Here is a 20,511-nt window from a genome sequence, read left to right as displayed (position 1 = left end):
CGGCCGACCGGGGGTCAGCGGCGGGATTTTTTCGGTTTGCTCGAGGAGGTGCCCGCCGTCTTGCCCGACTCACGGCTGACGCGGGTCCCGCGCTGCTTGCGTGCGTGGGCGGACTCCCAGTCGAAGCGCGGCAGGTCGGTGAAGGCCTTCTTGATGTTCATATCCCAGGCCTGAGTGAGCGAACGCAGGTAGGCGTCGTCGGTTTCCAGGCACAGGTAGTGATCGAAGGTCAGGGTGCCGCGCTCGTAAACCATCACCTCGATCGGGGGCCCCACGGTCAGGTTCGAGCGGATGGTCGAGTCGATGGAGACCAGGGCACAGCGGGCGGCATCCCCCAGCGGGGTGGCCGGTTCGATGATGCGATCCAGGATCGGCTTGCCGTATTTGCTCTCGCCGATCTGCAAGAAGCGCGTCTGCTGCGAGGTGGTGATGTAGTTGCCCTGGGGGTAGACGAGGAAGATCGCCGGGGCGTCGTCGCCGATCTGGCCCCCGATGATCAGCGTGGCCTCGGCCTTGATGCCGGATCGGGACAGGGCCTCGGAGTGCTTTTCCGCTTCCTCGCGGTTGAGCCGCCCGAGGTATTCGGCGGCATCCGACATGCGCTCCACCGTTGACAGGCTTTCCTCCGCGCCTTCCTCCATGTCGCGCTTGAGCTGCTGCACCACCGACTGCGTGGTGGCCAGGTTGCCCGCGGCGAGGACCACGAAGACCCGCTGACCCTCGATCTCGAAGGTGTGCATCTTGCTGTAGGTGCTGACCTGGTCGACGCCCGCATTGGTGCGGGAGTCGGAGGCGAAGACGAGGCCGTCGTCCAGGTCAATGGCGACACAGTAGGTCATGGGGGCGCGGGTTTCCGGGCAAGGCAGTGACGGCATACTAGGGCTGGGGTCGGGGGGCGTCAACGCACTGCACCGGTGAGCGCCGCGGGCGGGTGCACCGAACTGGTTCCGCCCAGCCGTGGTCAGTTAACCCATAGAATGCCTATTCGTCGAGGAGATCCCGATGGTCCGGTCCGCCTTGTGGCTCTTGCTGATCCTGCTGTTTCTGCCCTCTGCGGCAAGTGCCGACACCCTCGAACCCGACGCCCTGATCGAGCGCATGCAGGCCGGCGGGCTGGTGATCTACTGGCGCCACGCGGCCACGGATCACAGCCGCCGTGACCGGGATCTCACTGACATGAGCCGCTGCGAGATGCAGAGGAATCTCGATGATCTTGGACGCGAGCAGGCTCGCCGGGTAGGCGAGGGCCTCGAACGCCACGCGATTCCGGTGGAACGCATCCTGAGCTCGCCGTTCTGCCGCAATATCGACACCGCCCGGATCGCCTTCGGCGAGGATTCCTTCGAGATCCGGGACGACCTGTTCAACGTGCCACCGGTACGCGATCGGCAGCGTCAGCAGGCCCTGGTGAGCGCCCTGCAGGACTATCTCGTGACGCCACCGAAGGATGCGCAAAAGAACGTGGTCATCGTGGGCCACAATATCAATCTGCAACGCGCGGCACGGGTGCGCATCGACGAGGGCGAGATCGCGGTGTTCGAGCCGGGCGGTGGCGAGCCCCGGGTACTCGGCATCCTCAGCCCCGAGGATTTCGACTGACCGCCGGCGGATCGTCTGCGTACGCAAGGGACGGAAATCACGAGGAGGGCGGGATGCGAGACACCATCGCGATCGGGATGCTGGTGCTGTTGCTGGGCGGGTTCACCACGGCGATCGCCGACACACTTGCGCCGGAGGCACTGATCGAGCGCCTGCAGGCGGGCGGGCTGGTGGTCTACTGGCGGCACGCGGCGACGGATCGCTCGCATGACGACTACGACCTGTCGGACATGGATGACTGCGAAGGGCAGCGCAACCTGAGTACGCGCGGGCGCGAGCAGGCGCGGCAGGTGGGCAAGGGCTTCGAACAGCACGCGATCCCGGTGGAGGAGGTGCTGACCAGCGAGTTCTGCCGCAACTGGGAGACCGCGCACTACGGCTTCGGCCGGTACGAGATCCGGACCGAACTCTACAATCTTCCCATCATTCAGGAGGACGAACGGCGCGAGGATCTGATCGAGGGCCTGCGGCGCCTCCTGAACACCCCACCCGAGGATCCACGGAAGAACACCGTCATGGTCGGACACGACCTGAACCTGCGCCATGCCGCCGAGGTGGAGATCGAGGAGGCGGAGATGGCGGTGTTCGAGCCGCACGCCGACGGGGCGCGCCTGCTGGGGACGCTGCAGCCGGACGCTCTGGCAGGCCCCTGACCGGGATGCCGCGAAGACGTGGGCCGTCCGCGGCCGGACCGGGCGAACCGGCCCCGCAGGGCGGGGCCGGGGTGGGCCCGCTAGTAGAGGAAGTCGGGCAGGTGCTTGCGCAGGGTGCTGGCGTCGGTGGACTTGGTCACGTTCTTGGCCACCTCGGCGGTGACACTCTGGGCGACGGTGGGGTCCAGCATGTCGCGCAGGGCGCCCAGGAACGAGGGTGCGGCGACGATCACCAGCTTCTTGAAAGTGCCGTCGTGGTAGGCGGCCCTGAGCCGCTCCGCCACCTGGCGGGCAAAGCGGTTGCGCTCGTTGGCGGCGGGATCGGTGCTGTCCTGCATGGCGTGGCGGGCGTCCCCGCTGGCACTGCTCCAGCTGCGCCCGGGGCGGTCCGAGACAAGGTCCTGATTGTGGGCGCGGGACTCGCTGTGCGAGAGCGTCTCGCTCTCGTGCATCCCCTGGCAGGCGCGGCCCTCGCAGGAAAAGATGCGGGCGCGCGCGGCATCGGCGACAACGATCCAGACAGTATCCATGCAGATCCTCCTGTAGCGTAGACGGGGTCCCGTCCGGCCCGTTTCCGGGCCGCGGGGACCGCTGCGGGGTTGGCCCGGCAGGCGCCGGCCCCGTTTCCAAGTGTAGATGCTTTGCGGTGTCCCGGGAGGGGTCCCGTGCAATGGATCGGGCGTTCCGTGCGGACGCGCACGCACCACCTCGCGCGGTACCCTGAATGCCTCTGAATGCCAAGGAAAAGCTGCCATGAGCCTCCTGACCTGGCTGGGTATCCTCGTCTGCCTGTCCCAGTCCGCCATTCTGTCCGGACTGAATCTGGGCCTGTTCTCGCGCAGCAAGCTGGAGCTGGAGGTCGAGGCGCAGAAGGGGGACGCGCGCGCGGAGCGGCTGCTGGCCCTGCGCGGCGATGCCAACTTCGCCCTGGTGACCATCCTGTGGGGCAATGTCGGCGTCAATGTCCTGCTGGCGTTGCTGTCGGGTTCGGCGATGGGCGGCGTGGCGGCATTCCTGTTTTCCACCGTGGTGATCACGATCTTTGCCGAGATCCTGCCGCAGTCCTATTTTTCCCGGCACGCCCTCAAGGTGGCCGGGACGCTGTATCCGTTGCTGCGCTTCTATCAGGTCCTGATGTATCCGGTGGCGCGGCCCACTGCCTGGGTTCTGGATCGCTGGCTGGGAGGCGAGGAGATTCGCTTCTTTCCCGAACGGGACCTGCACCATCTGCTCGATTTGCACATGCAGGCGCACGGCAGCGAGATCACGCGTGTGGAGGGGCGCGGCGCGCGCAATTTCCTCGAGCTGGATGACATCCTGGTGCAGCACGAGGGCGAGGCACTGGACCCGGACAGCGTGATCACGCTCGAATTCGCGGACAGTCTTCCGGTGTTTCCGGCGATCGAGCCCCGCACCGACGATCCGTTCCTGCGTCGACTCAATCGGCCGGGACGTGGCTGGATGGTGATCACCGATCCCGAGGGCGAGCCGCGCACCGTGATCCGGGTCGCGGAGTTCACCCGCGAGGCCCTGTTTGCGCCAGAACGCTTTGATCCCCACCATCATTGCCATCACCCGCTGGTGGTGCGCGACGGCGCCCGGCGCCTCGGCGGGCTGGTGCCGTATTTCAAGGTGCGACCGGCGAGCAGCGGCGACACCGTGGTCGGCGACGACGTGATCCTGCTGTGGACCGATGACCAGCGGCGCATCCTGAGCGGGACCGATATCCTGGGACGCCTGCTGCGCGGCGTGGGACGTCCGGTACCGGCGCAGGCGCCTGGACTGGCCTGACGAGGAGTTCGGGACGGATTGAATTCAGGATTGTCAGCGGCGCGGGGATCGTGCCCTACCTGGAGGATGTGGCGCGCCTGCGCATTGCGGTGTTCCGTGAGTGGTCCTATCTCTACCAGGACCGCGCGGAGTACGAGGCGCGCTACCTGCAGGACTACGTCGACTGTCCGGAGAGCACGCTGGTGCTGGCGCTGGCTCTGAGCGGCTCCTGGTGTCCGGGCGCTACGTCCCGGAATGGTCGTCGTCCGGATCGCTGTCGCCCTTGAGCAGGCCGGCCAGTCCGGCGAACGGGTTGTGCGTGGCGGCGGTCCCCGTTGTCTTGTCGCTGCCGGGGGTGGCGTCGGTGTAGCGCTGGTGCTCGTTGTCGTGGCAGTACAGGCACAGCAGCTCCCAATTGCTGCCGTCGCTGGGATTGTTGTCGTGATTGTGGTCGCGATGGTGCACGGTCAGCTCGCGCAGGTTGGCGCGGGTGAACTCGCGCCCGCAGCGGCCACACACCCACGGGTACATCTTGAGCGCCTGCTCGCGGTAGCCGCGCTCCCGTTCGGCCTGCGACTGCCGTGCCTGTGCAACGAGTTGGTCCAGCCGGTCATTGGAATGCTTCATGCTGCCCTCCAGTCATGCTCAGGCGGCGCGGGCGTCGATGATGCGATCACCCCCCTTGTTCTTGGCACGATACATCCGAAGGTCCGCCTCGTGCACCAGGGCCTCGGCGTCGGTCGCCCGGATATCCTCCGGCCAGCTCGCGATGCCGATGCTCGCGGTCAATGCCTGGCCGTCGGGGGTGTGACTGGCCGGTTCGCTCAGCACCCGTTCCAGGGCCTGGCGTGCCTCCTCCCGGCTGGTCTCCGGCATCAGGATCAGGAACTCCTCGCCGCCCCAGCGGATCACGCTGTCGATGCTGCGCAGGCGTTTGGTCAGGGCGTTGGCGACGGCGCGCAGGGCCCGGTCGCCTTCCTCGTGTCCGAAGCGGTCGTTCAGCGCCTTGAAGCGGTCGAGGTCGACAAAGGCCACGGCGAGGGGCCGGCCCTGTCGCCGGGTCCGTGCCATCTCGCGTTCCAGCAGGCGCTTGCCGCTCCCGCGCGTGTAGCACCCGGTCAGAGCATCACGCGAAGACTCCCGCACCAGGGCCGCCAGGAACTGTAACTGGCTGGTGCTGGCCAGCGCGCCAACCGACGCGATCAGCAGCAGCAACCAGAAGGCACCGACGTGCGTGGTCCAGTCCATACTGTCGAGCTGGAGCAGGGCCGCCACGGCCTGGCCGGCGAGCACCGGGATCGAGTAGGCCACGGCCTCGGTGACGGTGAGTGGAAAGATGGCCAGCCCCGCGATCATCACGAAGGGCAGGAAGGCGTAGCCGGCGGCGATGGCGGCCTCGATCCCGGCCATCTCCCGGAAGGCGAGTAGCGGGTGGGAATAGAGGAAGAAAAGGGTCGGAATGGCAAACAGCAGGGCCAGCGCGACCCAGGCCCGCGGCATGCTGTCGGAGGGCTGATAGCGCAGCGACATCCACAGGAAGGCGGCGCTCGTCAGCAGGCGCGCCAGCGCGAGCTCGCCCCAGACCGGCCAGGGCAGGAACACGAGGTCCACCAGGATCCACAGGGGCGTGAGCAGGGCGAAAAGAAACGCGACCAGGCGCACCCGGGAAATAATCAGGCGGGCTCGCTGATGCTCCAGCAGGGCGTGGTGCCGCCAGGGCATCAGCAACAACTCCGGATCGGGGCAGCCCAGCTGCTGTTTCAGCCCCTGGATCAGGGTGGTCCGGGGCCCGCTCATGCCGGTGGGTTCCCGAGCCGTGGACCGGGGTGGCCGACATGGAAACCCTGGGCGTAATGGATGCCGATGGACTGGACCGCTTCGAGGATCTCCTGATCCTCGACAAATTCGGCAATGGTGCGCACGTCCAAGTCACGGGCGAGTGCGGCGATGGAACGCACGAAGGCCTGGTCGCGCGGGTCGTGGACCATGTTGCGCACGAAGTCACCTTCGATCTTCACGAAGTCGATGGGAAAGCGCTTCAGGTAATGGAACGAGGAGAACCCCGAGCCGAAGTCGTCCACGGCGAACTGGAACCCTTGCTGCTTGAGATCGAGCACGAACTTCTCCAGCACGGCCATGTTCTTCACCGTGTCGCGTTCGGTGATCTCGAATACGACCGTGGCCGGATCGATCTGGTGATCCTGCGCCAGCTTGCGGACCTTGCCGATGAACTCGCCAATGATCAGCGCGCGCGGGGACAGGTTGATGAACAGGAGTCCGGTATAGTCCGAGCGCTGCACCTCGGCAAAGGCCTGTTCGATCAGGACGTAGTCGAGCTGGTGCATCACCCCCATGGTCTCGGCCACTTCCACGAACTGGCCGGCCGGGATCAACTGGTCACCCACGCGGATGCGCATCAGCAATTCGTGGATGCGGGCCTCGCCGGTAGCCGTGTCCATGATGGGCTGGAAAAAGGGCACGATACGCCGGTCCTCCAGCGCCTCCATGATCATGATCCCGGTCTCGCCGGCCTCCCGGAACACCGCGGCGACCTCTTCGTCGCTGGGGACGCAGACGGCGTTTTTCCCCTCGCGCTTGGCCTTGTACATCATGTTGTCGGCCACCAGGAACAGGTCTCGGGTGTCGCGGCCGTGGCGTGGGTAGGCGGCAATCCCGATGCAGGTCGTCGCCTTGACCCGCGACCCGTCCGGGGCGGGCAGCGACAGCCGGTCCGTCGCTTCGGCCATGTGCGCGGCGAGTTGCCAGGCGGCCTGCTGGTCGGTCTCCGGCAGGATCAGCGCAAATTCGTCGCCGCCGTACCGGGCCAGGATGTCCTCGTTGCGGATGGCCCCCTGGATCGTCTCGGCGTAGGCCTGCAGGAAGCGGTCGCCGAAGGCGTGGCCATAGCGGTCGTTGATGGTCTTGAAGTTGTCCAGATCCACGACCATCACCGAAAACGGATAGGCATGCCCCTCGGCGCGCTTGATCTCGTAGTTGAACAGCTCCCAGAACACCCGCTGGTTGTACAGGTTGGTCAGCGGGTCACGGGTGGCGTAGTACTCCAGATCCTGGGTGTACTTGTAGATGGCCTTCACCGACCCGACCAGATTCAGGAGGGTGGAGAGGATGCTTTCGATGACCACATGTCTCACGGGATCGCGCACCAGGTCGGACTGCACGCCGATGCCGACCACCCCGCCGATGCGCGGCGCATCCAGCAGCAGTGACTTGGTCGCCATCTCGATGGTGTGTGGCGATAGCTCCGGCAGTGCGTGGCTGGAGTCCGCGACGTTGTGGCGGATGGTCAGGTTGGCGTCCATTGCGAACTGTTCGGCCGCACGGATCCGGTGTGCGGCCAGGCGCTCCACCGTGCGCCGGGTGTTCTCGCTCGGTTCGGCGCGCCAGAAGATCTCCAGTTCGTAGACCTCGTCGTTGGCCTTGAATAGCGTGAACAACGTGTAGGCATCGATGATCGTGTTGATCTCGGTCAGCAGGACACCGATGTACTCGCGCCAGTCACGGACCACGTCCGAGGTGATGATGAACTTGTCCAGCAGCTTCAGCTCGAACTCGAGGATGTCCTTGTCCACGGCCACCGAGCGCAGTTTGCGCACCAGCTCGTCCACCTGGTCGACGACCTGGTTCAGCTCGACGAAGCCGGTGTCGATTGCCTGCGGCTCCATCTCGTTGAGATCCTTGATCGCGTTGACCCGCGTCACCTGGTCCTGGAACCGCCGCACCGAACGGGTGATGGGCCCGGTCGCCCAGGTCGCGATCAGCGTGCCCAGCAGCAGGGTTCCCAGCCCGGTGCCGAAGAAGGTCCATATGTGCTGGCTGCGTGCTTCGTTGATCGCGGTGCCGAGATCCTGTCGCACCTCCATGACGCCCAGGACATCGCCGGCGGATGCATTGGTGTGACAGCTCAGGCATTCGTTGCGCGCCCGCAGCGGAAAGGTGTACTGCAGCTCGCCGTTGTCCTGGCGGCTTTCGATGACCCCGGTGTCAAAGGCGTGCTCGATGCGTTCGTTCCACGAGGGTTGTCCAACCTCGCCATAGAGCGCCGCGACCTTTTCCCCGCGGTACAGCTCCAGCGTCAGCGGTGTCCCGTCCAGCGATTCCTCGATCCCGGTGGAGAAGGCCTCCAGCTGCTCGCGGCTCCAGCCCTCGCGCATGATCTGGAACATCGAGGCAAAGGTTTGGTGCGCGATACCGCTGGCCGTCTGCTCCGCCTGACGGGCCATGGTGCGTTCGTAGATCAGGGTGGTGGTCGCGTTGACGGCCAGGAATACCAGCAGGGCCACGGCCATGATCGCCGCGATGATGAACAGTCTCAGGCGCAGGGCACGGCGGGGGGCGGGTCGAGATGCCGCATTCATGGATGACCTCGAGCATGGGTGGACGGCCCGTGGCCGGGCATGGAGGTCGTCAGGGTGCGGACTCGGTCACAGTTTTGGCTTGATCTGGATCAACAACCATCGAAAATCCATATATCGGTATGTATCGATGGATGGGGTGGTCTTTGCCGGTGCTTGCTGGCGCCGGGTCTTGCGGGGCCGGCGGGATGCGCGGCGGGTGACGGCCGCCGCCCGGTGGCCGGGGCTCAGTCCTTGTCGCGCAGGTGCCGGGCCAGGTCCGCGGGTGTGCGTTCGTGACCCGAGGGCAGGGTGGCCCGCGGGTCCTGCAGCCACGCGGCGATGTCCGCGAAGGTGGCCTCGGCGCGGGTGTAGCGCGTCAGCATGTGATAGCCCTCGGGATAGAGCACGGCGCGATGATCACTGGACTCCTGAGCGGCCAGGCCCTCCAGCAGGCGCGCCAGGGGCAGGGGCGGCACCAGGTCGTCGCGGGCCCCGTACAGCGTCAGGCTGGGCGGGGGAAGGTCGGGGCCGGCCTCCAGCGCGTGGGTCATCAGGGTGGTGAGGCCGTCCAGGGCATCGATGCGGGCATCGCGCAGCACCAGTGGGTCGTCGCGCATCCGCTCCAGCACGGCAGGGTCATCCGTAGGGCGGATATCCAGTTCCGCCGCCATCTCCCCGTCCAGGCGCCAGCCGGGCGCCAGGCGCGCCCCCAGCCACAGGCCGAAGCGCTGGTACCAGGGCATGTCGCCGCGGCTCCATACCGCCGGTGCGATCAGTACCGAACCGGCCACCAGCGACGATGCCTCACCGGGCTCGGGTGTGTGTGCCACGGCCAGCAGGGCCACGGCACCTCCCATGCTCTTGCCAATCACGAACGGGGGCTGTTCGGGATAGCGCTCGCGCAGCAGCCGCAGCGCGGTGCGGGCGTCCTCGGCCATCAGATGATGACCGGACCAGTAGCCCACGTTCCGCGTGCCCCCGAAGCCGCGCTGGTCATAGGCGTAGACGGTGATCCCGTGCCCGGCGAGGGCCTCGCCCAGGGCCTGCATGCTGCCCCCGTGGTCATTGAAGCCGTGCAGCGCGAGCGCGACCTGCTCGGGGTCGTCCGGTCCCCAGCGGTGCAGCGGCAGCTGGTCGCCATCGGCCGTGTGGATGGCGTCCGGTGCGATCATCGCGGCGCGCGTCCCGTCGCCGGATGGACTGGGGGCCGCCCCGGCACAGCCGGCCAGCCAGAGTGCGGCTACCGGCACCAGCAGGCGAAGGGCCCGGTTACCGCGCATCGGACGGGTCGTCGTCCCCGTCGGCGCTGTTCGGGGGACCGGGCGGGAACAGGAACTCGCGGGGGCGTTCGCGCAGGTGTTGACCGTAGGCCTGGAACACGCGGCCGAAGGCCCCGATACGCACGCCGCGTGCGCGCAGCGCGACGTACAGCGCGAGCCCGAAACTGACCCACAGGTTGACCGCGCCGATCAGCAGCACGAACACCAGGAACAGTGCGAACATGGCCAGGCCGGGGGCCTCACTGGCGGTCACATAGCCCAGGTTGGCCGAGGCGAAGGCCACGTGCTGGATATCCAGCGGGAGGTTCAGCAGGTAACCGATATAGCCGGTAACCCCCAGCAGGACCCCGAACAGGAAGTTGCCGATCAGCGCGCCGTAGTTGTAGCCGATCCAGTCGGCCAGGCGGTGGCGTGCGCCGGTCGGCAGGAGCCGGCGCAGCAGTGGGTGTTCGCGCAGTCTCCCGGGCAGGTCGAGATAGGCGCAGCGGTTGTCGAAAAAGCCGGCGATCAGGCCGGAGACGAACAGCCATACCCCGGCAATCGCGGCGAAGAAAAGCGCCAGGCCCATGATCGGGCGCAGGCCGTCCATCAGGTAGTCGATCTCGCGACTGGACAGGATCGGGGCCTCGAACATGGTGGCCGCAAGAAAGCCGATCACGATGGCGGTGGGCAGGGCGATGCCCACGTTGCCAAGCACCGCGGCAAACTGCGAACGTCCCACGCGCATCAGCAGATCCGCCATCTTGCGCGGGTCGGCCGTGCCGCGGTCGCTCTCCTCGATGGCGGCGGCCAGGCGCGCGGCGGTCATGGCCGGCTGCTTGGTGGCCACCGTGAAATGCAGGATGTGGATCAGCACGAAGCCGAGGCCGTAATTCAGGCTTACCCAAAGGGTGTTGGCCGCGTGGGACAGCCCGAGGGATTCAATCTGGATCTTGATCAGGGCCATCACTGCGATAATCAGCCCGGCGCCGGCCCCGGAGCGCAGCATCTGGAAGTATTCGCCGCGCGACTGGGTGATGTAATGCTCGCCGGTGTCGCTGACATGCTGGGTGATGCTGCGCGAGACCAGCTTGATGTTGTCCTGCCACAGCGCGCGTACGCCGTGCTGGCGGGCGCTGATGGTGATGAGTTCGCGGAACACCCCTACCGAGGCGGCGCGGGCGTCGCGGTCCGGGTCGGGCTCCAGCAGGTCGAGCAGCTTGTGGATGCGCCGGAGGGTTTGGTCCAGCCGCTCCAGCAGGTGCGTGAGCGACAGGCTGTTGCCGTGGGTGATGGCCAGACGGCGCAGACGCGCGATCTGCTCGCCGCACTGCTCGAGCAGCACCCGGGCGTGGCGGTCGTCCATGCGCTCGCGGTTGGGGTCTTCCAGCGCGGCGCGGTAGTCGCGCACGTAGGCCGAGATCTCCCGCTCCTGGGCGACAAACGCCGAGTTGCGTTCGGCGATCGAGGGGTCCAGGCGCAGCAGCTCCGGTTCCAGTTCCTCCGCGGCGACCCAGATGGAGAGCATCTCCAGGGCGTAGAGGATCTCTTCGCGGGCCCGGTGCAGGACGCCGGGGTGCTCGCCGGAGAGGCAACCCAGCGATTCCAGGAAACGCCACCAGGCATCGTCCGGCAGGGCCGCGACCCAGATGGCGTCATCGGTCTGGTGGAAGACGTGGAACAACACGTCCTTCAGGTCGCCCCGATCCATCGGTCGCGGATTGACGCGCTCGTAGATCAGCTCGGCCGCCTCGCGGAAGAACCCCTTGCGCGAGAACAACCCGATGCCGGTGTACAGCGTGAGGTGCCGGGCGTCTTCCAGCCCGTCTTCCAGCCGCGTGCGCAGCCGCTCCTGAAGGCGCGGGTTCTCCGCCAGCGCCAGGGTCAGCTGTTCGATCCGGGCGATCACCGGCGCGACGTTGCGCGGGTCTTCCGGGCGCAGCCAGTCGACGATCTGGCGCAGGGTCTCGGCCAGGTCGAGATCGGCATCTTCCACGCGGGCGAGAAGGTGGTCCGCATCCTGCTTTGGCATGGCAATCCCTGGGCTGATGGACGTGAGCGAATCATTATACGAATGCAGGCCAGGGCGGCGCTTCCCGGGGCGTCGATCCATGCCGGCGCGCGTCGCTGGAGTGGCCCGACGTGGGTAGGGCGGTGCCGCCGGCCCGGGCCCGGAGATTGAGCTTGGGGCGCGCTGCGTTCACAATACGCACTCCAATTCTCCCGTGTGCCCGCGCAGGCCGGCGTTGACGAGGCGGCCGGCAGCGCGCGTGCGCGGACTCCCGTGCGGGTTCGGGCCGCGACGCGCGGGAACCACGCGACCCCGGGTCCTGGCCCAGAGCGAATCGATGATCCAGCTGCGTACCTACGTCTACATGGATTCTCTCCAGCCGCAGCTGGCGGAATACATGGCTACGGTCTCCCAGGGTTTTCTGCCCGTTCCGGGGGACTCCTGTCTGTGGGTGGAGGTCTCGCCGGGTATGGCGGTGCACCGCCTGACCGACGTGGCGCTGAAGGCGACCAACGTGCACCTCGCGCAGCAGGTGGTGGAGCGCGAATTCGGCTCCATGGTGATCCACCACCGCGACCAGAGTGACGTGCAGGAGGCTGGCCGCGTACTGCTGGCGCGCCTGGGTGCCAGCCAGGACGATCGCCAGCCCTGTCGCATCCCGTGGCAGGAGACCATCCGCGGGATGACGCCGGACCACACCGTGCTGATCAACCGCCAGAACCGTCGCGGCAACATGATCCTTCCGGAACAGAGCATGTTCATCCTCGAGGCGGAGCCGGCCGGGTACATCATCTACGCCGCGAACCAGGCGCTGAAGGCCGCTAACGTCTCGCTGATCGACGTGCGTGCGGTGGGTGCCTTTGGCCGTCTGACGCTGGCCGGCCGGGAAGGCGACGTGGACGAGGCCGCGCGTGCGGCGATCCACGCGCTGCACAACCCCGCCGGGACCTGAGATGCATCGCGCCCAGCTGCTGGACCTGCTCGCCCGACACCAGACGACCTTCATCGAGGAGGCCGGATACGTCCGTCGCGCCCTGGAGTTCGTCAGCGAGCACCCGGACTGCTTCCACTGCGACCTCCTGCCCGCGCATGTGACCGGTTCCGCCTGGGTGGTCAGCCCCGACCGCGAACAGGCCCTGCTGCTGCTGCACGGCAAGCACCACCGCTGGTTCCAGCCGGGCGGGCATGCCGACGGCCAGGCCGACATCCTGCAGGTGGCCCTGCGCGAGACCCACGAAGAGACCGGTCTGGCCCCCGAGCAGATCCGCCTGGTGGAGGAGGATGTCTTCGACCTCGACATCCACACCATCCCGGCCAGCCCGCATTTCCCCATGCACGAGCACATCGACGTGCGCTTCCTGCTCGAGATCGACGACCGTTTGCCGGTGCCCGGCAGCCACGAGTCGCATGACATCCTCTGGGTGCCGCTGCAGCATGTCTCGCGCTACAACAACAGCCGTTCTCTCTGGCGCATGGTGGAGAAGACCCGCCGCCTGCGGACCTACCGGCACACGCACCCGCGCTGACGCCACCCGCGCGGGCTCTGCGCGCGGCATTCCCGCAGACGGGGCGGGGCGCTATAGTCGCGGTCGGTTCCCTTGATGGATGCCCGCGTGTCGATACGATTCCTGCCGTGCGTGTACCTGCTGCTGTCTCTGCTTCTCCTGCTCTCGCCGGCGAGTGCCGGAGAGATTGAACCGCGCACGTTGACAGTCACCGATCCCGCAGGCGTCGGCCTGGACGTCACCGTGTACCCGGCCGCCGGCGACCGCCTCTATCTCTGGCTGCTGCCGCAGGCGGGCGAACACGCCAACCATGCGCGCTTCGGCCACGAGCTGGCCGCGATGGGTATAGAGGTCTGGCAGGTGGATCTGCTGGATGCCCACTTCCTCCCTCGCACCAACGAGAGCATGCGCAGCCTGGACGGTGTCAGCGTTGCCGCGCTGCTGCGCGCCGCGAACACGCAGACCGGCAAGCAGGTGATGCTGGTGGCCTCGGGCCGTCCGGCCATCACGGCCCTGCGAGGGCTGCGCCAGTGGCAGGAAGACGGGCCCGAGGCAGCCTACGTGCTCGGTGCGGCACTGGCCTTCCCCAACCTCATGGTGGACACCCCGGTGGCTGGTGCGCCCGCGGAGTTCGTGGACGTCGTGCAGGCCACCAGCCTGCCCGTCTACCTGCTGCAGCCGACCCAGGGCGTCTATCGCTGGCACCTCGACGAGATCCTCGCCGACCTGCGCCGCGGCGGCAGTGCGGTGTTCGTCCAGATGGTCCCGGACGTGCGCGATTTCTACTACCTGCGCCGTTCCGAGCCCGAGCCGGAGGAGGCCGCCGCGGCCGGGCGACTGCCCGCGCAGTTGCTGCAGGCGGGCCGGCTTCTCGCCAGTGTCCGGCGCCCGCTGGAGGCCGCGCCGATGCCCGAGACTGCGCGTGACATCGAGGCCGGTCGGGGGCTGGTGGCGCGCGATCAGCGGCCACCCGTGAATGACTTCACGCTCACCGATCACCTGGGTGACGAGCAGTCGCTGTCCGATTACGCAGGGCAGGTGGTGCTGCTGAATTTCTGGGCCAGCTGGTGCCCGCCCTGCGTACACGAGATCCCGTCGATGAACCGCATGGCCGAGACCCTGGGAGACGGATTTGCCATCGTTTCGGTCAACTACCAGGAGAGCGCGGAGCACATTACCGCCTTCATGGACGAGGTACAGGTGGACTTCCCGGTCCTGATGGACTTCGACGGCCGGGTCGCCGCTGACTGGCGCGTGTTCGCCTTCCCCAGCTCGTTCATCCTCGGCCGTGATGGCCGCGTGCGCTTTTCGGTCAACAGCGCCATCGAATGGGACGACCCCGACGTGATCGGCATCGTCGAGGCCCTGATGGCGGAGCAGCAGTAGCTTGCGGGCAGGCAGGCGGAGTCATCGCTGATTCGGCCACTCACCCGGTCGTTGCGAGCGCAGAGAAGCAATCCAGTGGGGCCTTGATCGCGCATATGGCGGTGCCCTCAGCGGGCTGATTGCTTCGCTGCGCTCGCAATGACGGGGTCGACGTCCTCTTGGGCTAGTCGTCGGTCTCGCCTTCAACAATCGTCAGGCCGAAGGCGTGCCACATCTGCATGCCGCCGCGGTACCACTTGATGCGTTCGGCCGGGTAGCCGAGGTTGGTCAGGGTGCGGACGTTGGTGGGGGACTGGCCGCACCAGGGGCCGTTGCAGAAAAGCACCAGGGTCTTCGCGCGGCTGAAGTTGTAGAAGTCGCCGTCGAAGATTGCGCCGAAGTCTTCGGTCAGCACGTTGCGCACGTCGTCCGGGTCGGCCCCGGAAGCGAAGTGCAGCCGGTCCCAGGGGATGTTGACGGCCCCCGGGATGGTGCCGCGGCGGTACTCGCGCGGCGTGCGCGAGTCAATGATCACCAGGTCGTCGCGCTCGGTGGTCTGTTGCAGATAGTCGATGAACTCCAGTTCACCCAGTGTCTCGACGCCGCGTCCAAGGCTCATCGGCTGAATGCAGAAGGGCGGGCAGGGGCGTGCGATCTGCGCGTAGTCGAGGTCGATCGTCGCGAAGGTGTCCTGGTCGCGAGACACCGTCACACGCTCGTCGCCGTGGAGTACCTCGAACTCGGAAAGGTCGGTGGTGATGCCGACCTCCACCTCCGCGAATGCCGGTAACGCGAGCCAGAATCCCGCGATCGCGAGTAGTGGGAGTGCGGCTGTTCCTGTGCTCCGGCGTGTCTTCATGGCCATCTCCGGTTCGCGTGCCCCCAATCCTGAAGATAGGCCCGGCTGGCAGCGTCCGCACGCAAGACCGCACGCGCGTCGGGGCTGTCCGGGTCCGGTTTCTTGCGGGACGGGCTGCCCGCCGCAGGGGCCCGGCGGAAAGCGTCCGGATGCCGGATGCGCCAAGGCGGGGTCGCTTCGGTCAGTGTTCCCCCGGTGCCGAGCGCTGCCGGGAATGTGCCGGTTCTGCGGCCCCCGGTTCCTATGAATCATCTTCTTCAAGGAGTTCGCGGATCTGGCCGATCACGCCGGGTTCAGTCCATTCGATGGCGCCGAACAGGTAGTAGCGCAGGCGGCCTTCGCGGTCGACGACGTAGCTGGTGGGGTAGGCCATGGCGCGCCAGTCTTCGAGCGAATCCTGATCCGGGTCGAGGAGGATGGTGAATTCCGTTTGCACTTCGTCCTCGATGAAGCGGCCGATGGTGTCCTCGTCCTCGCCGAGGTTCACCGCCAGGATGCGGAAGCCTTCATCGCGCAGTTCGTCCTCCAGCAGCTGCATGGAGGGCATCTCGTGTACGCAGGGCGGACACCAGCTGGCCCAGAAGTTGATCAGCACCACCTCGCCGCGATAGTCCTCCAGGCGGTGGATGTTGCCCTCCAGGTCGGAGCGCTTCAGTGGCGGGGCCACCACGGGTTCCTCCAGGGCATTAAGTTGTGCGTCGGTGCCGCTGGGGGTTCGTACGGCCAGGTCCGTGTCGGCATCGGCGACCGCGGGCATCCGCTGGCGGGGTAGACGCGACAACAGCTCCATGCCGAAGACGATCTCGCGATGGAAGGTCTCGCTTGCCAGCCGCTCCCCTTCCGTGGCGTCCGGACGGAAAAAGAACCGGTCGCGGATGTCGGCGAGCAGACGGACGCCTACCGCGCTGCCGCTCTCGGCAAGCCCGGCGCGAACCCGCCCGAGTTGCTGGCGCTGGGGCGATTGTTCGGGCTGCAGGATGTACACCGGCAGGTTGGTCAGCCCGACGATGGGCTGCAGTTCGGTCGCCTCCGTGTCCGCGCCGGTGTGCAGGAAGGGGCTGGCCATCAGGAGGCCGCCCAGGTGATCCGCACCGGGGTGAGCCTGCTGCCATTGATAGAGCCCGGTGAGCAGCCAGGGCAGGGCACGGTCGTGCCCGAACGCGAAAACCGGGCGGCCGGTGTCGGCGTGCGCCGCCTCGATCAGCTCCGCCACCGTGGCAGTGGGCATGTCGTCGAAGCTGGACGCCGCCTCGGGCAGGAAGTGGCCGGTGAACGGATCGGCCAGCCAGACCTCGACCCCGGACGCCTGAAGGGCCAGGGCCTGTTCCCGGTGCCCGTCCTGGACGCCGTGTTCGGAGGGAAACCACAGCAGGACCGCGTCACCCGCGACGCGGTAGCGTTCTATCGGCACTTCGGTACCGCCGGCTTCGATCGCGGCGGACGCATCCACGGCGCCTGCAGTGTCGGCGGGTGCCTGGGCCACGGCCGTGAACGGCGTCCAGACAAGAGGTAGCATAGCGAGCAGTACTGCGGTAATGGGGCGAGTCATGGAAACCTTGGTGGCGGGATTCGAGAATAGACGCGCGAGCGCTCGGGATTGATCCAGGGTTGGCCCGCGAGCAGCCGTGCCCGGGATGCGCGTGGACCGGCCAGGATTCGAACTCGCCCCGTGGACAACCTATTGAGAGATCACACCTAGGGAAACACTGATCCATGTACACACTCGCGTTGGTACCCCAGGTTTTCCGAGACAAGGCGCGTCGTGCAGCGGGTAGTGGTTCTACCCGCAAGCGGCGCAACGCCGGATCGGGGAACCTGGGGTGCCAACCCCAAGGGGCTCGGCCGCTTTTGCGCGCGCACGGCGTTGCGGTTCCTTTGTGCAGAATGACTGCACGGCAGTCACCGCGCCTTGTTCGCACGCAAAAGCGACTCGAGCGCGAGTGTGTACATGGATCAGTGTTTCCCTAGAGCGACAGCGGGACCCTTCGGTAGAGCTCGGGAGCCGGTTGCGCATGGTCATTGCTCTCGGGGAAGCGCTGGATCAGTTTGTCGTAGTAGCTGCGAATGTTCTGCACGTAGACCACCGGCTCCCAGCCACGCGCGTAGCCGTAGCGGGTGCGCTCGTACCATTCGGGGTCGGCCAGGCGCGGGAGCCACTGCATTACGTCCAGCCAGCGATCCGGATCATCGCCATTGGCCTCGGCCAGGCGCCGCGCATCGTGAAGGTGGCCGAGGCCCACGTTGTAGGCGGCCAGCGTCATCCAGGTTCGGTCGGGTTCCGGGATGCGTTCCGGAAGGCGTTCGCGCAGATCCAGCAGGTAGCGAGTGCCGCCATCCACACTGGATGCCGGGTCGGTGCGGTCCTCGACGCCGAGTCCGGCGGCGGTGTCCTGGGTCAGCATCATCAGCCCGCGGACCCCGGTCGGGGAGACCGCATCCGCATTCCAGTGCGATTCCTGATAGGCCACCGCGGCGATAAAGCGCCAGTCCAGGCCGTACTCCTCGCCCGCGCGCTCGAACAGCTCGCGAAAACGGCCCAGGCGATTTTCCACCCGGCGGGCGAAGGTCAGGGCGTCCACCAGGCCGTGGATCTCCAGGTGTCCGAGGTATCGGTCGCTCAGCAGCTCCAGTTCCCGGTTTTCGCGCAGACGTTCGACAAAACGCTCCGCCGCGTCGATCAGGCTGCGGTCGAACCCGGACGGGAACAGCCAGGTGACGGTAGCTCCGGTCTCGAATTCGTGTGCCGTGCGCAGTTCGGGGTGCAGCCGCCGCAGGCGACCGAATTCCAGCGAGTTCATCAGGGCGTAGTCGATATCGCCCGCGGCCAGGGCCTGGCGCAGTGCCTCGGCGGTGCCCATGGGGATCAGTTCTACGGCCGGCACGTGCGCCATATCGTCTTCCCGGCCGGGCCTCTCCCGATCCGCGGACTCGGCACCGGGGTCCTGTTCCGGTATGGCGTACGGTGCCGGGTCGTCGTCGACCCCGGCCACGTACAGGCGCAGGCGCTCCGGCAGGGGCGACTGGGCGGTGAACCCCAGCCGCGTCCCGGCTGGCAGATCGGTGAGGGACGGCAGGGCGGCGGTGGATTCGTTCCCGCGCCAGAAGGCGAGGACCTGCTGGATGGCGAGGATCTCCGGGCCTGCCTTGATCGACGGGTCGTCGGGGGCCACCAGCAGCCCGGCGGCCAGGTCCACGCGCTGTTCGCGCAGCCGACGGTGCGCCTCGGCCGCCGTCTCCACCCGGGTCACCCGGATGCGGGTGCCCAGTTCCCGCGCAAAGCCGTGCAGGAGGTCCAGTTCCAGCTGGCCGTGACCGTTGGTGGCCGCCAGTTCCGAGCGCCCAAGCGGATTTTCGACCAGCACCACCTGCAACTCTTCGCGGAACGTAAGCTGCTGCAGGGCCGAGGGCGGCTGGAACCATACCCGCAGGCCGATCATGACCAGCAGCACGACAAAGAGGCCCAGTTCGATCTGGCGCCACGTGGTGCTCGGCGGGCGGAGGTGGAGGTACGGGGCCATGGGCCTGATCATACCCAATCGGTCATGCAGGCAGCGTGACCGCGGGTCCGGTGCGCTGCCGCTACCGCCAGTTCAGCACCAGCCCCTGGGCGCGGAGGATCTGCAGCGCGGGATCGACACAGGTATCGATAAAGGCCGCACGGCGGGGGTTATCGCGGGCAAGCCGCCGGTAGTCGGGACCCGCGGGCAGGCCTGCCAACTGGTAGATATCCGCCGTTGGATAGTAGAAGGCGTGCACGAACTGCCGGAACACGTGCCGCATCAGCGGACGGTAGGCCGCCTTCTGCCACGCCGGTAGGGTGTCCAGACAGCTTTCCAGCGTATCCCGGGCATGCGCCATGTGGCGGGCCTCGTCGATCATGTGGGTGGTCACCACGTCATGCACCGTGGGACTGATCTGTTCGCGGCGCTGGTGGATCAGGCGGTTCATGCGGTCGGGGACTTCCTCGCCAATCATGACCGCGATCCAGAAAACCGAGGACTCGAACGGGGCAAAGCGGCCCACCAGGGTGGCGAGCCGGGGCTTGGGGAATCGCTTCTCGGGCAGGTTCAGGCCGCTGCGGCGCATGAACTCGATGAACATCAAACTGTGCCCGGCCTCTTCGCGCAGTTCGTGCAGGCGGTAGTTCAGCCGGTCCAGGCGGCCGGTCGAGTGCATGGAGATGCGCGAGATGCGCTCCATGAACAGACCTTCCAGCCACAGCGCACCGCTGATGAAATAGAGAAACTCGTACTGCGAGAGGCGGCGTTTCTGCTCGCCGGACAGGGCGGAGTACTCCGGGGTGCCGAACAGCGAGATGGCCTCTTCCGGGATCCAGAAATCCTCCGACGACAGCGCATCCCAGCGAATCCGCGTGAGCGGATCCTGGTACGGCGAGCTGTTGCGGCTCAGGTGATCGAGCAGCTCCTGGGAGGAATTCATCGTTGGTGTGCCGGGGCCCATGCGGATGACGGCGGGAATCATACCGACTCTGTCCGCATGGACCAACGCCAACCCGTTGCAATCTGCGGTTGCTCCCCCATTATGGAGCCCATGGAAAAGAACATTCGCTACCGCATCAGCTTCCTGAACAACGGAAAGACGTACGAGTTGTTCGCCCGCGATGTCTACCAGGACGAGCTCTACGGGTTCGTCACCATCGAGGGCCTGTTGTTTGGCGAACGCTCGCAGGTGGTGGTGGACCCGTCGGAGGAGCGACTGCGCACCGAGTTCGAGGGGGTGGAGCGCTTTCATGTGCCGATGCACGCGCTGATCCGGATTGACGAGGTCACGGCCGTCGGGACGCCCCGCATCCACGATGCGGGCACGGCTGGCGGTAACGTGCACGCGTTTCCCGGGCTGCCGGGCAAGGGCGGTTCCTGAGTGCGCAAGCATTTCCCCTGGGGCCCTGCATTGCGCCGATGCCGCGCCTGGTTTAGGATTCCGCGCTTCGTGGCCGTGTAGCGGTTGCGGAAAACGGAGAGGTGGCCGAGCGGTCGAAGGCGCACGCCTGGAAAGTGTGTATACGGTAACCCCGTATCGAGGGTTCGAATCCCTCCCTCTCCGCCAGATTCAAGCAAAGGGGCCCGAGCGGCCCCTTTTGCATGGTTGTCCCCGGCGCTCTGGGATTCGAATCC

The 20,511-nt window shown here is 66.9% G+C and carries 18 protein-coding genes, 1 tRNA gene and 1 pseudogene; 9 read left to right on the top strand and 11 right to left on the bottom strand.

Annotated features, from left to right (window positions below; all coding sequences use genetic code 11):
* Positions 1-14: 14 nt before the first annotated feature.
* Entirely contained in the window at positions 15-839 is an 825-nt protein-coding gene (locus F817_RS0106725; protein ID WP_024326930.1) for a proteasome-type protease, read from the bottom strand.
* Between the two features lie 163 nt (positions 840-1,002).
* Between F817_RS0106725 and F817_RS0106720 the strand changes: the two genes are divergently transcribed.
* Both F817_RS0106720 and F817_RS0106715 read left to right on the top strand, forming a co-directional pair.
* Positions 1,003-1,599 carry a histidine phosphatase family protein gene (locus tag F817_RS0106720; protein WP_024326929.1) on the top strand — a complete coding sequence of 199 codons (597 nt, stop codon included), beginning with the start codon at positions 1,003-1,005 and terminating at the stop codon, positions 1,597-1,599.
* A 77-nt stretch (positions 1,600-1,676) separates the two neighbouring features.
* A complete protein-coding gene (locus F817_RS0106715) occupies positions 1,677-2,252 on the top strand; it encodes a histidine phosphatase family protein (protein ID WP_369774204.1) in 576 nt (191 codons plus the stop codon).
* Positions 2,253-2,332: 80 nt separating this feature from the next.
* Here the strand turns inward: F817_RS0106715 and F817_RS0106710 are convergent, their stop codons facing one another.
* Positions 2,333-2,782, bottom strand: a complete 450-nt coding sequence (locus tag F817_RS0106710; RefSeq protein WP_024326927.1) for a host attachment protein — start codon at positions 2,780-2,782, stop codon at positions 2,333-2,335.
* Between the two features lie 223 nt (positions 2,783-3,005).
* On the opposite strand from F817_RS0106710, the gene F817_RS0106705 reads away from it, so the two are divergent.
* Positions 3,006-4,043: a DUF21 domain-containing protein gene (locus F817_RS0106705; RefSeq protein ID WP_024326926.1), complete on the top strand. Its 1,038-nt coding sequence runs from the start codon at positions 3,006-3,008 to the stop codon at positions 4,041-4,043.
* A gap of 17 nt (positions 4,044-4,060) precedes the next feature.
* Positions 4,061-4,237 (top strand): annotated as a pseudogene (locus tag F817_RS14145) (GNAT family N-acetyltransferase); the annotation flags it as partial.
* A 28-nt stretch (positions 4,238-4,265) separates the two neighbouring features.
* On the opposite strand, the gene F817_RS0106700 reads toward F817_RS14145, so the two are convergent.
* The 5 genes from F817_RS0106700 to F817_RS0106680 form a co-directional block, all read right to left on the bottom strand.
* Entirely contained in the window at positions 4,266-4,649 is a 384-nt protein-coding gene (locus F817_RS0106700) for a YajD family HNH nuclease (RefSeq protein WP_024326925.1), read from the bottom strand.
* 18 nt (positions 4,650-4,667) lie between these two features.
* Positions 4,668-5,819 carry a diguanylate cyclase gene (locus F817_RS0106695; protein WP_024326924.1) on the bottom strand — a complete coding sequence of 384 codons (1,152 nt, stop codon included), beginning with the start codon at positions 5,817-5,819 and terminating at the stop codon, positions 4,668-4,670.
* Positions 5,816-8,398 (bottom strand): bifunctional diguanylate cyclase/phosphodiesterase, encoded by a 2,583-nt coding sequence (locus tag F817_RS0106690; RefSeq protein ID WP_024326923.1) that lies wholly within the window; start codon positions 8,396-8,398, stop codon positions 5,816-5,818. The genes F817_RS0106695 and F817_RS0106690 overlap by 4 nt, the downstream gene beginning before the upstream one ends.
* A 224-nt stretch (positions 8,399-8,622) precedes the next feature.
* Positions 8,623-9,657 carry an alpha/beta fold hydrolase gene (locus tag F817_RS0106685; RefSeq protein ID WP_024326922.1) on the bottom strand — a complete coding sequence of 345 codons (1,035 nt, stop codon included), beginning with the start codon at positions 9,655-9,657 and terminating at the stop codon, positions 8,623-8,625.
* The gene (locus F817_RS0106680; RefSeq protein ID WP_024326921.1) at positions 9,647-11,668 is read right to left on the bottom strand and encodes a site-specific recombinase; all 2,022 of its coding nucleotides are present in this window, start codon (positions 11,666-11,668) and stop codon (positions 9,647-9,649) included. The genes F817_RS0106685 and F817_RS0106680 overlap by 11 nt, the downstream gene beginning before the upstream one ends.
* Before the next feature lie 316 nt (positions 11,669-11,984).
* Here F817_RS0106680 and F817_RS0106675 point away from each other — a divergent pair, with 316 nt between their 5' ends.
* The 3 genes from F817_RS0106675 to F817_RS0106665 all read left to right on the top strand — a co-directional run bounded on the left by F817_RS0106675 (position 11,985) and on the right by F817_RS0106665 (position 14,538).
* The gene (locus F817_RS0106675) at positions 11,985-12,599 is read left to right on the top strand and encodes a BMC domain-containing protein (RefSeq protein ID WP_018167879.1); all 615 of its coding nucleotides are present in this window, start codon (positions 11,985-11,987) and stop codon (positions 12,597-12,599) included.
* 1 nt (position 12,600) lies between these two features.
* Positions 12,601-13,173, top strand: coding sequence for an NUDIX hydrolase (locus F817_RS0106670; RefSeq protein WP_024326920.1), 573 nt, complete (start codon positions 12,601-12,603; stop codon positions 13,171-13,173).
* 75 nt (positions 13,174-13,248) lie between these two features.
* Entirely contained in the window at positions 13,249-14,538 is a 1,290-nt protein-coding gene (locus F817_RS0106665) for a TlpA disulfide reductase family protein (RefSeq protein WP_024326919.1), read from the top strand.
* 163 nt (positions 14,539-14,701) lie between these two features.
* Here F817_RS0106665 and F817_RS0106660 read toward each other — a convergent pair whose 3' ends face one another.
* The 4 genes from F817_RS0106660 to F817_RS0106645 form a co-directional block, all read right to left on the bottom strand.
* A complete protein-coding gene (locus F817_RS0106660) occupies positions 14,702-15,376 on the bottom strand; it encodes a rhodanese-like domain-containing protein (RefSeq protein WP_024326918.1) in 675 nt (224 codons plus the stop codon).
* A 241-nt stretch (positions 15,377-15,617) separates the two neighbouring features.
* Positions 15,618-16,925, bottom strand: a complete 1,308-nt coding sequence (locus tag F817_RS0106655) for a TlpA disulfide reductase family protein (protein WP_024326917.1) — start codon at positions 16,923-16,925, stop codon at positions 15,618-15,620.
* Positions 16,926-17,340: 415 nt separating this feature from the next.
* Positions 17,341-18,894, bottom strand: a complete 1,554-nt coding sequence (gene mltF / locus F817_RS0106650; RefSeq protein ID WP_024326916.1) for a membrane-bound lytic murein transglycosylase MltF — start codon at positions 18,892-18,894, stop codon at positions 17,341-17,343.
* Positions 18,895-18,955: 61 nt separating this feature from the next.
* A complete protein-coding gene (locus F817_RS0106645; protein ID WP_024326915.1) occupies positions 18,956-19,816 on the bottom strand; it encodes a diiron oxygenase in 861 nt (286 codons plus the stop codon).
* 111 nt (positions 19,817-19,927) lie between these two features.
* Between F817_RS0106645 and F817_RS0106640 the strand changes: the two genes are divergently transcribed.
* The gene (locus F817_RS0106640; protein ID WP_024326914.1) at positions 19,928-20,257 is read left to right on the top strand and encodes a DUF1820 family protein; all 330 of its coding nucleotides are present in this window, start codon (positions 19,928-19,930) and stop codon (positions 20,255-20,257) included.
* Between the two features lie 95 nt (positions 20,258-20,352).
* Positions 20,353-20,443, top strand: a tRNA-Ser gene (locus F817_RS0106635).
* Positions 20,444-20,511: the final 68 nt, after the last annotated feature.

Source organism: Thioalkalivibrio sp. AKL19, from assembly GCF_000420165.1.
Taxonomy (GTDB): domain Bacteria; phylum Pseudomonadota; class Gammaproteobacteria; order Ectothiorhodospirales; family Ectothiorhodospiraceae; genus Thioalkalivibrio.
This window is presented reverse-complemented; position numbering and strand designations above follow the sequence as displayed.

What these genes read in the sequence shown, in the direction of transcription:
- F817_RS0106725 (WP_024326930.1), bottom strand. Translation starts at nt 839, where the DNA reads ATGACCTACTGTGTCGCCATTGACCTGGACGACGGCCTCGTCTTCGCC.
- F817_RS0106720 (WP_024326929.1), top strand. Translation starts at nt 1,003, where the DNA reads ATGGTCCGGTCCGCCTTGTGGCTCTTGCTGATCCTGCTGTTTCTGCCC.
- F817_RS0106715 (WP_369774204.1), top strand. Translation starts at nt 1,677, where the DNA reads ATGCTGGTGCTGTTGCTGGGCGGGTTCACCACGGCGATCGCCGACACA.
- F817_RS0106710 (WP_024326927.1), bottom strand. Translation starts at nt 2,782, where the DNA reads ATGGATACTGTCTGGATCGTTGTCGCCGATGCCGCGCGCGCCCGCATC.
- F817_RS0106705 (WP_024326926.1), top strand. Translation starts at nt 3,006, where the DNA reads ATGAGCCTCCTGACCTGGCTGGGTATCCTCGTCTGCCTGTCCCAGTCC.
- F817_RS0106700 (WP_024326925.1), bottom strand. Translation starts at nt 4,649, where the DNA reads ATGAAGCATTCCAATGACCGGCTGGACCAACTCGTTGCACAGGCACGG.
- F817_RS0106695 (WP_024326924.1), bottom strand. Translation starts at nt 5,819, where the DNA reads ATGAGCGGGCCCCGGACCACCCTGATCCAGGGGCTGAAACAGCAGCTG.
- F817_RS0106690 (WP_024326923.1), bottom strand. Translation starts at nt 8,398, where the DNA reads ATGAATGCGGCATCTCGACCCGCCCCCCGCCGTGCCCTGCGCCTGAGA.
- F817_RS0106685 (WP_024326922.1), bottom strand. Translation starts at nt 9,657, where the DNA reads ATGCGCGGTAACCGGGCCCTTCGCCTGCTGGTGCCGGTAGCCGCACTC.
- F817_RS0106680 (WP_024326921.1), bottom strand. Translation starts at nt 11,668, where the DNA reads ATGCCAAAGCAGGATGCGGACCACCTTCTCGCCCGCGTGGAAGATGCC.
- F817_RS0106675 (WP_018167879.1), top strand. Translation starts at nt 11,985, where the DNA reads ATGATCCAGCTGCGTACCTACGTCTACATGGATTCTCTCCAGCCGCAG.
- F817_RS0106670 (WP_024326920.1), top strand. Translation starts at nt 12,601, where the DNA reads ATGCATCGCGCCCAGCTGCTGGACCTGCTCGCCCGACACCAGACGACC.
- F817_RS0106665 (WP_024326919.1), top strand. Translation starts at nt 13,249, where the DNA reads ATGGATGCCCGCGTGTCGATACGATTCCTGCCGTGCGTGTACCTGCTG.
- F817_RS0106660 (WP_024326918.1), bottom strand. Translation starts at nt 15,376, where the DNA reads ATGAAGACACGCCGGAGCACAGGAACAGCCGCACTCCCACTACTCGCG.
- F817_RS0106655 (WP_024326917.1), bottom strand. Translation starts at nt 16,925, where the DNA reads ATGACTCGCCCCATTACCGCAGTACTGCTCGCTATGCTACCTCTTGTC.
- mltF (WP_024326916.1), bottom strand. Translation starts at nt 18,894, where the DNA reads ATGGCCCCGTACCTCCACCTCCGCCCGCCGAGCACCACGTGGCGCCAG.
- F817_RS0106645 (WP_024326915.1), bottom strand. Translation starts at nt 19,816, where the DNA reads ATGAATTCCTCCCAGGAGCTGCTCGATCACCTGAGCCGCAACAGCTCG.
- F817_RS0106640 (WP_024326914.1), top strand. Translation starts at nt 19,928, where the DNA reads ATGGAAAAGAACATTCGCTACCGCATCAGCTTCCTGAACAACGGAAAG.